The sequence below is a fragment of the Streptomyces sp. NPDC054975 genome, from assembly GCF_053609105.1.
Map to the genome: position 1 here is coordinate 18399 of NZ_JBSGWV010000001.1, position 12678 is coordinate 31076.

The window sequence follows — 12678 nt, forward strand, 5'->3', positions numbered from 1 at the left end:
GTCGGACATGCAGCCTGGCACACCGCCGCCGGTGATCCCGTTTCTCCGTACCGCCGCCGCCTACGCCTGGCGTCTGCTCGTCGTCGGCGCGCTGGTGTACAGCCTGTTCGCCCTGCTCGGGCGCTTCCACGAGATCGGGGTGGCCGTCTTCCTCGGTCTGGTGATCACCGCTCTGCTGCGTCCGGTGGCGGACGTGGTCGCCCGGGGCCTGCCCCGCCCGCTGGCGGTCGCCCTCACCCTCCTCGGCAGCCTCGCGCTCGTCCTGGGTGTTCTGGCGCTGGTCGGTGAGGCGGTGGAGGGCGAGCGGACGACGCTGGTACGGGAGTTCCGGGACGGCGTCGAGCGGATCGAGCAGTGGCTGGAGCGGCCGCCGTTCCGGCTGAACCCGGAGGCGCTCTCGGATGTGCAGGGCAGGATCGGCCAGTTCCTGTCGAGTCACCGCTCCACCCTGGTCAGCGAGGCGGTGAGCGGCGCCCACCGGCTGGTGGCGGTCCTCACGACGCTGGCCCTCGCGCTGTTCTGCTCGGTGTTCTTCATCCACTCGGGAGACCGGCAGTGGGTCTGGCTGCGGGAACAGCTGCCGGGGTCCGTGCGCGACCGGATGGACGTCGGGGGCCGGGCGGCCTGGCGTACGTTCACGGGCTACACGCACGGGATCGTGCTGGTCGCGGCGGTGAACGCGATCCTGGTGGGGCTCGCCCTCTGGCTCCTCGGGGTGCCGCTGGCGGTCCCGCTGGCCCTCCTGGAGTTCGTCGCCGCGTTCGTGCCGCTGATCGGCTCACCGATCGCACTGGCGGTCGCCGCCGTGGTGGCGCTGGCGTCGCAGGGCCCCTGGGTGGCGGCGATCGTGGTCGGCCTGATCGTGATCATCGGGCAGATCGAGGGCCATCTGCTGCACCCGCTCGTCATGAGCTGGGCGGTGCGGCTGCATCCCCTGGTGGTGGCGGTCTCGGTGATCGCGGGCGCGATCGCGGCAGGTGTGGTGGGGGCCGTGGTGGCGGTGCCGCTGGTGTCGGTGCTCTGGTCGGTCCGGACAGCGCTGCGGGAGGCGCCCGGAAAGAAGGGCGAAGGGTCGGAGGCGGAGGCGGAGGCGGAGGCGGGCGAGGCGACCGGCGGGGCGTCGGCGGGGTGAGTCCGGCCGGCGTGCGGAGCGGCCGGGTTCACCGGGTGACCGCGCCGCCGAGCCCTTGGCGGCACGCTCGTGCACAGTGAGGTCATGGACGTCGAGCAGGTCATCGATGAGCTGTACGTGGTGGAGCCGGGCGAGTTCGTCGCGGCCCGGGACGCCCGGGCGGCCGAGGCGCGCAGCGCCAAGGACCCGGCCGCCGCGAAGCGCATCGCGGCCCTGCGCCGGCCCACCCTGGCCGCCTGGGCCTCGAATCGGTTCGTACGGGAACGGCCTGAGGACGTCCGGCGGCTGCTCGCGCTGGGCGAGACGCTCCAGGAGGCCCACCGGCTCCTGGACCCGAAGACGTTCCGGGAGGCGGCCGGGCAGCAGAACAAGGTGATCGCCGCCGAGGTCCGCGCGACGGCGGCGCTCGCCCAGGAGGCGGGCCACCCGCTGAGCGCCTCGGTCAAGGAGGAGGTCGAACAGCTCTTCCGCGCGGTCCTGGCCGACCAGGACATCGCCGCGCAGTGGTCGGCGGGCCGGCTGACGAAGCCGCCGGAGGCGCCGGTGGGCTTCGGGGGCATCACCCCGGAGAGCCTCCCCCCGCGTTCGACCCCACCGAAGCCGCCCCCGCCGAAGCCCGACCGGCGCGCGCGGGCGGCCGCGGAGAAGGCGGCCGCCGAGGCAGCGAAGAAGGCGGCGGCCGAGGCGGCGCGCAGGGACGAGGAGCTCCGCGCGGCGGACACCCGCGCCACCGAGGCGGACGCCCGGGTGACCCACCTGGAGGAGGAGCTCGACCGGGCCAGGTCCGAGCAGCGTGAGGCCCGTGCGGCGGCGACGAAGGCCGCGAAGGCGGCCCACGAGGCCCACGCCCGGGCCGAAGAGGCCCGCACCGACCGGGAGTGACGGCCGTGCGAGGGTGCGGACCACGGATCCCCCGGTCTCAGCCCCCGAAGGGAACACTCGGCAGGCCGTGACCCGCGTCCCTGAGCACCAGGAGGGAGCCGTCGAGCGGGTGGGGGTGGTGCGGGCCGGTGCGGGCCGTGGTGACGTAGAGGTCGCGGAGGTCCGGTCCGCCGAAGGCGCATGCCGTGGGGCGCTGGACCGGGAGGGGGACGACGCGGTCCAGGGTGCCGTCCGGGGTGTACCGGCGGATCTGCGCGCCGTCCCAGAGGGCGACCCACACACAGCCGTCCGCGTCGACGGTGAGCCCGTCGGGGAAGCCCGCGCCTGGTTCGATCGTCGCGAACGGGCGGCGGTGTGTGGCGAGTTCGGCGTCCGCCGGGCAGACGTCGATGCGGCGGGTGGGGCTGTCGACGTAGTAGAGCAGGGATCCGTCGGGGCTCCAGCCGATGCCGTTGCTGACCGTCACCGAGGGGAGCGCCTCGCGCGCGGTCCCGTCGGGTGCGAGGCGGACCAGGTTGCCGCCGCCGGGAGCCTCGTCGTAGCGCATGGTGCCCGCCCACAGCGACCCGTCCGGGGCGACGGCCGCGTCGTTGCCGCGCCGACCCGGCACCGGGTCGCGCAGCAGCCAGGTGAAGGTGCCCCGGGCGTCGTAACCCCCCACACCGTCCCTGAGGTTGACGACCAGGCCGCCGCCCGCCCGTGGTTTCGCCGCGCCCACGTGCTGCTCGGTGGCCATGACCGTCCGACGGCCGGTCTCCGGCGTGTACGTGTGGACTCGCGCGCCGAGGATGTCCACCCAGATCAGCCGCCGCGCGGCCGCGTCCCAGGTGGGGCCCTCGCCCAGCGCGGCCTGTTCCCTTACGGCGACGGCCGGTCGACGCCTCACCGTGTCGCTCGGTGGCCGAGCCGTACGGAGAGGTCGGCGGCGCCCTTGGCGGCCAGTTCGGCGAGGTCCCGCTCGCGGTCCTCGCTCCACCGGATCACGGGGACGGAGACGGAGAGCGCCGCGACGACGCGGCCGGTGCTGTCGCGCACCGGGGCGGCGACGCAGCTCACGTCTGGGTTGGACTCCCGGTGCTCGGTGGCGATCCCGCGCTCGCGGATCTCGGCGAGAGCCGAGCGGAGCGCGGCGGGGTCCGTGATGCTGTGCGGTGTCATCGCGACGAGTTCACGCCCGTCGATACGGCTGTCCAGCTCGGCCGGAGGCAGCGAGGCGAGCAGCATCTTGCCTACGGCGGTGCAGTGGGCGGGCAGACGGCGACCGGCGGCGGAGACCATGCGGACGGCGTGGGTGGAGTCCACCTTGGCGACGTAGATGACGTCGGTGTCCTCCAACAGGGCGACGTGGACGGTCTCGTCGCAGGTCTCGGCGACCTCGCCCGCGACCTGCCGGCCCTCGGCGGCGAGGTCGAGCTGCTCGGCGTACCGGCTGCCCAGCTGGTACGTGCGCACGCCGAGGCGGTAGCGGCCGGGGTGGTCGGGGGCGTGCACGAGGTAGTGGCGCGCGGCCAGGGTGGTGAGCAGTTCGTGCACGGTGGTGCGCGGCAGCCCGAGCCGGCGGACCACGTCCGGGGCGGCGAGTGTCTCCTCGCCCGTCAGGAACAGCTCCAATATGTCCAGCGCTCGTGCCACTGCGGGAACATGGCGTCCCATCGCCGCTCACCCACCCCTCATGTCGATGGTGTTCGGTATTCCGGCCGATGGCCGATATCACGAACGCAGGTTAACCACAGGCACGTTGAGTCGGCAATGGTCGCGCGACCCGTTGACACGCCACGGACCAGCCCCTACGGTCACGCCTACATTTCGAACGTGTGACGAAATTTCGAACGAGATCGAGGGGCATCTGCCGTGCGCATCACGGGAATCAGCACTCACGTCGTCGGAACCCCCTGGCGTAACCTCACGTATGTCCTCGTCCACACCGACGAGGGGCTGACCGGGGTGGGCGAGACCCGCATGCTCGGCCACACCGACGCGCTGCTCGGCTACCTCCGCGAGGCCGAGGCCAACCACATCGCCGGTTCGGACCCGTTCGCGATCGAGGACCTCGTCCGCCGGATGAAGTACGGGGACTACGGCCGGGCCGGTGAGATCGTGATGTCGGGCATCGCGGTGATCGAGATGGCCTGCTGGGACATCAAGGGCAAGGCGCTCGGCGTGCCGGTCTGGCAGCTGCTCGGCGGAAAGGTCACCGACAAGGTCAAGGCGTACGCCAACGGCTGGTACACCACGGAGCGGACCCCGGACGCCTACCACAAGGCGGCCCGCGCGGTCGTCGAACGGGGCTACCAGGCCCTGAAGATCGACCCGTTCGGCACCGGGCACCTCGAACTCTCCCACCAGGACTCGCTGTACGCGATCTCCCTGATCGAGGCGGTACGGGACGCGATCGGGCCGGACGCGGAGCTCATGCTGGAGATGCACGGCCGGTTCGCCCCGGCCACGGCGATCCGGCTGGCCCGCGAGATGGCGCCGTTCCGGCCGGCCTGGCTGGAGGAACCGGTCCCGCCGGAGAACCTGAAGGCGCTGGAGAAGGTGGCGGCGAAGGTGGACCTGCCGATCGCGACGGGGGAACGCGTCCATGACCGCATCGAGTTCCGTGAACTCTTCGAGAGCCAGGCCGCCGACATCCTCCAGCCGGACGTCGGACACATCGGCGGCATCTGGGAGACCCGGAAGCTGGCCGCGACCGCCGAGACGCACTACATGATGGTCGCCCCGCACAACGTCGGCGGCCCGGTGCTCACCGCGGCCTCGCTCCAAGTGGGCTTCACCGCCCCGAACTTCAAGATCCTGGAGCACTTCAACGATTTCGCGGACGCGGACATCAAGAAGGTGGTGAAGGGCGCCCCGCAGGTGGTGGACGGGTACTTCCAGCTCTCGGACGCGCCCGGCCTGGGGGTCGAGCTCGACACCGAGGCGGCGGCCGAGTTCCCGCAGCAGCAAGCCCGCTTCGACCTGTGGGCGGACGGCTGGGAGCGCCGCTCCCCCGCGCCCCGCGGCGGCTCGGAGTGAGCCGCAAGCCGGGCGGCCCTGGTCTCGCCGTCGTGATCGACGCACCGGGAGCCCACCGGCTCGTCCCGCACGAGCCGGTCCCGCCGGGCCCCGGGGAGGCGCTGGTCCGGGTGTACGCGAGCGGGGTGTGCGGCAGCGACCGCGAGGTGTACGGCGGCACCCGTCCCGAAGGGTACGTGCGCTACCCGGTCGTTCCGGGCCACGAGTGGTCCGGGACGGTGGCCCAGGTCGGTGAGGGCGTCCCCGCGGGGCTCGTCGGACGGAAAGTGGTCGGGGAGGGCTTCCGCGCGTGCCAGCTGTGCGAACGTTGTCATACGGGTGACACCACCCTCTGTACGGCCGGATACGACGAGACCGGCTTCACCCGGCCGGGCGCGATGGCCCCCACGCTGACTCTGCCGGCCCGACTGCTGCACCTCCTACCGGACGACGCCGACCTGACGGCGGCCGCCCTGCTGGAACCGGCCGCCTGCGTGGCGGCGGCGACGCTCGCGGCCGCGCCCCGACCCGGCGAGCGCGTCGCCGTCGTCGGCGCGGGGACCCTCGGTCTGATCGCCGTACAACTGCTCGCCGCCGCCTCGCCCGCCGAGCTGTACGTCCTGGAGCCGCGTCGCGAACGCGCGGAGCTCGCCCGGGTGTTCGGGGCGACGGCCGTCGTCGACTCGGCCGGCGGCCTGGAGGGCCGGTGCGATCTGGCCGTCGAGGCGGCCGGGGCCCCCGGCTCCGCCCGCACCGCCGTGGACCTCGCCCGCCGGGGCGGCCGGGTCGTCCTCACCGGCATCCCCGCACCCGGGGCCGACGGCCTCGATCCGACGGAGCTCGTCACCCGTCGGCTCACCCTCCACACGGTCTTCGGCGCTCCACCCACGGCCTGGTCCCATGCCGTACGCGCCTTCGGGGCGGGCCTGCTCGACCTCGGCGCGCTGGTGACGCACGAACTCCCGCTCGGCGCGTTCCCGCAGGCCGTCGAGCTGGTGGGGTCCGCCGACCTCAAGGTCGGGAAGGTGCTGTTGCGCCCGTGAAGCGAAAGCGCAGAGGCCCGGATCGCCGGGGGCCCCTGGTCCCGGGCCGCGCCCCCTCCTGCCCACCCACCCGAACCATGTCCGACATACCGAACACGGAGGACCGTTCGTGACCGAATCCGCCCCTTCGCCGCCCCGCCGCCCCGGGGAACCCGGGCTCACCGTTCTCGGGCTCGGGGCCCCCGCCCTCTCCCCCGCCGACACCTCCCCGCACGCCTTCCCTGACGGCGGCAGCTGGCGTACCGAAGTGCCGTCCGTGGAAGGCCCCGAGGCGCTGGAGGCGGTCCTCGCGGAGTCCGCCCGGCTCGACGTCCCGGTCCACCGGGTCAGCCAGGGCAGCGGTGTCTGGATGCTCACCGACGACGAGATCACCGAGATGGTGCGGGCCGCCGCCGCACGGTCCGTCGAACTCTGCCTGTTCACCGGCCCGCGCGGCACATGGGACATCGGCGGCTCGGTCCGCAGCGACTCGCGCGGCGGGGGCCTGCGGGCCCGGGGCCACGACGCGGTCGCCGGCTGTGTGGAGGACGCCGTCCGCGCGACCGAACTGGGCGTGAAGTGCCTGCTGGTGGCGGACGAGGGCGTGCTGTGGACGCTGCACCAGGCCCGCGGCCACGGTGTGATCCCCGCGGACACCACGCTGAAGGTCTCGGCGCTGATCGGCCCGGTGAACCCGGCCGCGTACGCCGTCCACGAACGCCTGGGCGCCGACTCGGTGAACGTGCCCAGCGATCTGCCGCTCGCGCACCTCACCGAGATCCGCCGGTGGAGCGCCGCCCCGATGGACATGTACATCGAGGCCCCCGACGACCTGGGCGGCTACGTCCGGATGTACGAGGTCGCCGAGCTGATCCGGCGGGGCGCCCCGATGTACCTCAAGTTCGGTCTGGCGAAGGCTCCCGCGCTCTATCCCGCCGGTCTCCACCTGCGCGAGACGGTCCTCGCCACCGCCCGCGAGCGGGTACGGCGGGGCAGGCTCGCCCTCGACCTGCTGGCGCGGCACGGCGCGGACGGCGGGATGTCCCCGCTCGGTTCCCGGCTGCCCGGCCCCCTCCACCGCTTCCCCGACCCGATCGACACCACTGACAAGGACTGATGACCATGCGCACACTCCGCCGAGCCGCCACCGTCACCACCCTCGCGACCTGTCTCGCCCTCGCCCTCTCCGCCTGCGGCCAGAGCGGCGAGGGCGGTGCCAAGGAGGAGAAGGGCGCGAAGGACCTGACGGTGGGCATCGCGATGCCGACGAAGTCGTCCGAGCGCTGGATCGCCGACGGCCAGAACATGGTGAACAGCCTGAAGAAGTACGGCTACAGGACGACCCTCCAGTACGGCGAGGACGACCCGGACCAGCAGGTCTCGCAGATCGAGAACATGATCACGCAGGGCGTCGACGCACTGGTGATCGCGGCGATCGACGGCCGGGCGCTCGCCAACGTGCTCCAGCAGGCCGCGGACGCGAAGATCCCGGTGATCTCCTACGACCGGCTGATCCTCGGCTCGCCGAACGTCGACTACTACGCGTCCTTCGACAACGAGAAGGTCGGTGAGCTCCAGGGCGGCTACCTCGTCGAGAAGCTGGGCCTGAAGGACGGCAGCAAGAAGGGTCCGTTCAACATCGAGCTGTTCGCCGGCTCCAACGACGACAACAACACGCGCTACTTCTTCCAGGGCGCCATGAAGGTCCTGCAGCCGTACATCGACAAGAAGCAGCTGGTCGTCCGGTCCGGGCAGACCCAGCTCAACCAGGTGACCACCTTGCGCTGGGACGGCGGCCAGGCCCAGAAGCGCATGGACGACCTGCTCACCTCCTCGTACGCGAAGGAGCGGGTCGACGCGGTCCTCTCGCCGTACGACGGCATCTCCATCGGCATCCTGTCCGCCCTGAAGTCCGACGACTACGGCAGCGCGGGTAAGCCGCTGCCGATCGTCACCGGGCAGGACGCGGAGGTCGCGTCGGTGAAGTCGATCATCGCGGGCGAGCAGACCCAGACCGTGTACAAGGACACCCGTGAACTGGCCAAGGTCGCGGGCCAGATGGTCAACGCGCTGCTCGACGGCAAGAAGCCCGAGGTCAACGACACCACCACGTACGACAACGAGAAGAAGGTCGTCCCGGCCTTCCTGCTCGACCCGGTGAACGTCGACAAGGCCAACTACCAGAGCGTCCTGGTGGATTCCGGATACATCAAGGCGAGCGACCTCAACTAGTCCCCGACCGGAGAGGGGTGGGTGTGCCATGGCGGGAGCCGTCCTGGACATGCGCTCGATCAGCAAGACCTTTCCCGGCGTGACGGCGCTGTCGGACGTCTCCCTGACCGTCCGCGCGGGCGAGGTGCACGCGATCTGCGGGGAGAACGGAGCGGGCAAGTCGACGCTGATGAAGATCCTCAGCGGCGTTCACCCGTACGGGAGTTACGAGGGGCAGATCGTCTTCCAGGGCGAGCCCTGCCGGTTCAGGGACATCGCGGCCAGCGAGAAGCGCGGCATCGTCATCATCCATCAGGAGCTCGCCCTGGTGCCGTACCTCTCCCTCGCGGAGAACATCTTCCTCGGCAACGAGCACGCGACCCGGGGCGTGATCAGCTGGGACCGCACCCTGCGGCACGCCGCCGAGCTGCTGCGCCGGGTGGGTCTGGACGAGCATCCGCAGACCCGGGTCGCGGACGTCGGCGTCGGCAAGCAGCAGCTCGTGGAGATCGCCAAGGCGCTCGCCAAGAAGGTGAAACTGCTGATCCTGGACGAGCCGACGGCCGCGCTCAACGACGAGGACAGCGGCAAACTTCTCGGTCTCATCGAGGAGTTGAAGGCTCAGGGCATCACGTCCATCATCATCTCCCACAAGTTGAACGAGATCGCCCGGATCGCGGACTCGGTGACCGTCCTGCGCGACGGCCGGTCGATCGAGACCCTGGACGTGCGGGCCACGGAGACCACCGAGGAGCGGATCATCCGGGGCATGGTGGGCCGTGATCTGGACCACCGTTTCCCCGAGCGCACCCCGCACGAACCGGAGCGGGGGGCGGCTGCCGCCCTGGAGATCCGGGACTGGACCGTGCACCACCCGATCGACCAGCACCGCAAGGTCGTCGACGGTGTCTCGCTGACCGTGCGGCGCGGGGAGATCGTCGGCATCGCGGGCCTGATGGGAGCGGGCCGGACCGAGTTGGCGATGAGTGTGTTCGGGCGCAGCTACGGGCGGTACGGCGGCGGTACGGTCCTCAAGGACGGCGTGGAGATCCGTACGCGTACGGTCCCCGAGGCGGTCGGGCACGGCATCGCGTACGTCACCGAGGACCGCAAGCACTACGGCCTCAATCTGATCGACACGATCAACCGCAACGTCTCGCTGAGCGCGCTGCCGAAGGTGGCCCGGCGCGGCATCGTCGACGAGCACGCGGAGGCCCGGGTCTCCGAGGGCTTCCGCCGGTCGATGAACATCAAGGCGCCGACGGTCTTCGAGCCGGTCGGCCGGCTCTCGGGCGGCAACCAGCAGAAGGTCGTCCTCAGCAAGTGGATCTTCGCGGGTCCCGACGTCCTGATCCTGGACGAGCCGACCCGTGGGATCGACGTGGGCGCCAAGTACGAGATCTACACCGTCATCGACCGGTTGGCCGCCGAGGGCAAGGCGGTCCTCTTCATCTCCTCGGAACTCCCCGAGCTGCTCGGCATGTGCGACCGCGTCTACACGATGGCGGCGGGCCGGCTGACGGGCGAGGTGTCCCGCGCCGAGGCGACCCAGGAGCTGCTGATGCGGCACATGACCAAGGACAGGAGCGAGCGCGCATGAGCACCGAACTCACGGCCGGGACCCAGGCCGCCGACGACGGCGGTACGGGGAAGAGCCCGGCAGGTGGGCCCGGGCGAACCGGACCCGGTGTCGGCCGACTGATCCTCGACGGGCTGCGCGGCAACATGCGGCAGTACGGCATGTTGATCGCGCTCGGGCTGATCGTGGCCCTGTTCGCGGTCTGGACGGGCGGCGATCTGCTGCTGCCGCGCAACGTCTCCAACCTCGTCCTGCAGAACAGCTACATCCTGATCCTGGCGATCGGCATGATGATCGTCATCATCTCGGGCCACATCGACCTGTCGGTGGGCTCGCTCACCGCCTTCGTCGGCGCGGTCTCCGCCGTGCTGATGGTCGAGCACCGGATGGCCTGGCCACTGGCGGTGGTGCTCGTGCTGCTGCTCGGCGCGGCGGCCGGGGCGATGCAGGGCTTCTTCATCGCCTACCTCGGCATACCCTCGTTCATCGTCACGCTCGCCGGCATGCTCCTGTTCCGCGGGCTCACCGAGATCTTCCTCAAGGGTCAGACGCTCGGCCCCTTCCCCGACGGGCTGCAGACCGTCTCCAACGGCTTCCTGCCCGAGGTCGGGCCGGCCACCGACTACCACAACCTGACGCTGCTGCTCGGCCTGGCCCTCATGGTCTTCGTCGTGTGGCAGGAGATGCGGGACCGGCGCCGCCAGCGGGAGTACGCCCTCCAGGTCGCGCCCGTCGGGCTGTTCGCCGTGAAGCTGGGCGCGCTCGTCGCGACGGTCCTGGTGTTCACGCTGCTGCTCGCCAGCTACAAGGGCGCGCCCGTCGTCCTGCTCATCCTGGCGGCGCTCCTCGTCGGTTTCGGCTACGTCATGCGGAACGCGATCGTCGGCCGGCATGTGTACGCGATCGGCGGCAACCTGCCCGCCGCCAAGCTCTCCGGTGTGCGGGACAGGAAGGTCACCTTCCTGGTCTTCCTCAACATGGGGGTGCTGGCGGCGCTCGCCGGCCTGGTCTTCGCCGCCCGGTTCAACGCGGCCTCGCCGAAGGCGGGCATCAACTTCGAACTGGAGGCGATCGCCGCCTCGTTCATCGGCGGCGCGTCGATGAGCGGCGGTGTCGGCACGGTCCTGGGCGCCATCGTCGGCGGCCTGGTCCTCGGCGTGCTCAACAACGGCATGAACCTCGTGGGGATCGGCACGGACTGGCAACAGGTCATCAAGGGCCTGGTGTTGCTGGCGGCGGTCGGCTTCGACGTGTGGAACAAGCGCAAGGTCGGTTCGTAGCGTCGAGCGCGAGTGGCGGGCGCGGCGTGAACAACGCCGAGGGGCGCCTGACACAGGGCGAGGCCCCCGCCGTTTCCGGCAGGGGCCTCGCTCATGCGTTGCGTACGCGTCCGGGGTCAGACCGCCGGGGCCGGGTACGTCGGGTACTCGACGCCGGAGACGTGCTGGACGACCCGGATGACCTGGCACGAGTAGCCGAACTCGTTGTCGTACCAGAGGTAGAGGATCGCGTTGTCGCCGTCGACCTTGGTGGCGCCGGCGTCGACGATCGAGGCGTGGCGCGAGCCCACGAAGTCCATGGAGACCGCGTCGGGGGCCGTGGTGAAGTCGATCTGGCGCTTCAGCGGCGAGTGCAGCGAGACGTCGCGGAGGTGGTCGAGGACCTCCTCGCGGGTGGTCTCGCGGCCCAGGCGCAGGCTCAGGATGGCGATCGAGACGTCCGGGACGGGGACGCGGATCGAGCTGCCGGTGATCGGCGCCTTCAGGTCGGGCAGAGCCTTGGCGACGGCCGAGGCGGCGCCGGTCTCCGTGATGACCATGTTGAGCGGCGCGGAACGGCCGCGGCGGTCGGCCTTGTGGTAGTTGTCCAGCAGGTTCTGGTCGTTGGTGAACGAGTGGACCGTCTCGACGTGACCGCGCAGGACGCCGTACTCGTCGTCCATCGCCTTCAGCGGCGGCACGATCGCGTTCGTCGTGCAGGAGGCGCAGGACAGGATCTGCTCGTCCGGCTTGATCGTGTCGTGGTTGACGCCGTGCACGATGTTCGGGACGTCGCCCTTGCCCGGGGCGGTCAGGACGACCTTGTCGATGCCGGGGCGCAGGTGCTTGGAGAGGCCCTCGCGGTCCCGCCACTTGCCCGTGTTGTCGATGAGGATGGCGTCCTTGATGCCGTACGCCGTGTAGTCGACCTCGGAGGGGTCGTTGGCGTAGATCACCTTGATCGTGTTGCCGTTGGCGACGATCGTGCTCGACGCCTCGTCCACGGTGATGGTGCCCTGGAACTGGCCGTGGATCGAGTCGCGGCGCAGCAGCGAGGCGCGCTTGACGAGGTCCTGCTCGCCGCCACCGCGCACGACGATGGCGCGCAGCCGCAGGCCGTTGCCGGAGCCGGCCTTCTCGATGAGCAGGCGGGCGACGAGGCGGCCGATGCGGCCGAAGCCGTAGAGGACGACGTCGCGGCCGTCGCGGCACTCGATCTTGTTGGCGCCGGTGGCACCGGCGACGGCGGCGGCGGTGAACTCCTCCACCGACAGGCCCTGGTCGTCACGCTGGTAGGCCTCGGCGAGCAGCGCGATGTCGATCTGCGACGGGCCGAGGTCCAGCGTGGTGAGCGCCTGCAGGAACGGCAGGGTCTCGGTGACCGAGAGCTCCTCGCCGGCGATCTGACGGGCGAATCGGTGGGTCTTGAGAATGCTCACCACCGACTTGTTCACCAGGGAACGGCTGTGGACCAGGACCGTCACGTCCCGCTCCCGGTGCAACTTCCCGATGATCGGAATCATCGACTCCGCGATCTCCTCGCGGTTCTTCCAGCTGGTGAACGAGTCGTCATTGACAGTCACGAGTTCATCTTTC

General features: G+C 71.0%; 11 protein-coding genes. 8 read left to right on the forward strand and 3 right to left on the reverse strand.

Going from position 1 to position 12678, the window contains the following annotated elements:
• Positions 1–7: 7 nt before the first annotated feature.
• Both ACWF79_RS00070 and ACWF79_RS00075 read left to right on the forward strand, forming a co-directional pair.
• The gene (locus ACWF79_RS00070; protein ID WP_453725738.1) at positions 8–1132 is read left to right on the forward strand and encodes an AI-2E family transporter; all 1125 of its coding nucleotides are present in this window, start codon (positions 8–10) and stop codon (positions 1130–1132) included.
• Between the two features lie 84 nt (positions 1133–1216).
• Positions 1217–2014 (forward strand): hypothetical protein, encoded by a 798-nt coding sequence (locus tag ACWF79_RS00075; RefSeq protein ID WP_453725739.1) that lies wholly within the window; start codon positions 1217–1219, stop codon positions 2012–2014.
• 37 nt (positions 2015–2051) lie between these two features.
• Here the strand turns inward: ACWF79_RS00075 and ACWF79_RS00080 are convergent, their stop codons facing one another.
• Positions 2052–2900, reverse strand: a complete 849-nt coding sequence (locus ACWF79_RS00080) for an SMP-30/gluconolactonase/LRE family protein (protein WP_453725740.1) — start codon at positions 2898–2900, stop codon at positions 2052–2054.
• Entirely contained in the window at positions 2897–3667 is a 771-nt protein-coding gene (locus ACWF79_RS00085; RefSeq protein WP_453725741.1) for an IclR family transcriptional regulator, read from the reverse strand. Before ACWF79_RS00085 ends, ACWF79_RS00080 begins: the two co-directional genes overlap by 4 nt.
• A gap of 198 nt (positions 3668–3865) precedes the next feature.
• Here ACWF79_RS00085 and ACWF79_RS00090 point away from each other — a divergent pair, with 198 nt between their 5' ends.
• The 6 genes from ACWF79_RS00090 to mmsB all read left to right on the forward strand — a co-directional run bounded on the left by ACWF79_RS00090 (position 3866) and on the right by mmsB (position 11103).
• The gene (locus ACWF79_RS00090) at positions 3866–5032 is read left to right on the forward strand and encodes a mandelate racemase/muconate lactonizing enzyme family protein (protein ID WP_453725742.1); all 1167 of its coding nucleotides are present in this window, start codon (positions 3866–3868) and stop codon (positions 5030–5032) included.
• Positions 5029–6054 (forward strand): zinc-dependent alcohol dehydrogenase, encoded by a 1026-nt coding sequence (locus ACWF79_RS00095; RefSeq protein ID WP_453725743.1) that lies wholly within the window; start codon positions 5029–5031, stop codon positions 6052–6054. The genes ACWF79_RS00090 and ACWF79_RS00095 overlap by 4 nt, the downstream gene beginning before the upstream one ends.
• Positions 6055–6163: 109 nt before the next feature.
• Entirely contained in the window at positions 6164–7150 is a 987-nt protein-coding gene (locus ACWF79_RS00100) for a hypothetical protein (protein ID WP_453725744.1), read from the forward strand.
• A 5-nt stretch (positions 7151–7155) separates the two neighbouring features.
• The gene (gene chvE, locus ACWF79_RS00105) at positions 7156–8265 is read left to right on the forward strand and encodes a multiple monosaccharide ABC transporter substrate-binding protein (RefSeq protein ID WP_453725745.1); all 1110 of its coding nucleotides are present in this window, start codon (positions 7156–7158) and stop codon (positions 8263–8265) included.
• Between the two features lie 28 nt (positions 8266–8293).
• Complete coding sequence (mmsA, locus tag ACWF79_RS00110; protein ID WP_453725746.1) at positions 8294–9844, forward strand: multiple monosaccharide ABC transporter ATP-binding protein; 1551 nt, start codon at positions 8294–8296, stop codon at positions 9842–9844.
• The gene (gene mmsB, locus ACWF79_RS00115; protein WP_453725747.1) at positions 9841–11103 is read left to right on the forward strand and encodes a multiple monosaccharide ABC transporter permease; all 1263 of its coding nucleotides are present in this window, start codon (positions 9841–9843) and stop codon (positions 11101–11103) included. The genes mmsA and mmsB overlap by 4 nt, the downstream gene beginning before the upstream one ends.
• A 116-nt stretch (positions 11104–11219) precedes the next feature.
• On the opposite strand, the gene ACWF79_RS00120 is transcribed toward mmsB, so the two are convergent.
• Complete coding sequence (locus tag ACWF79_RS00120; RefSeq protein WP_453725748.1) at positions 11220–12665, reverse strand: glyceraldehyde-3-phosphate dehydrogenase; 1446 nt, start codon at positions 12663–12665, stop codon at positions 11220–11222.
• Between the last annotated feature and the right edge of the window lie 13 nt (positions 12666–12678).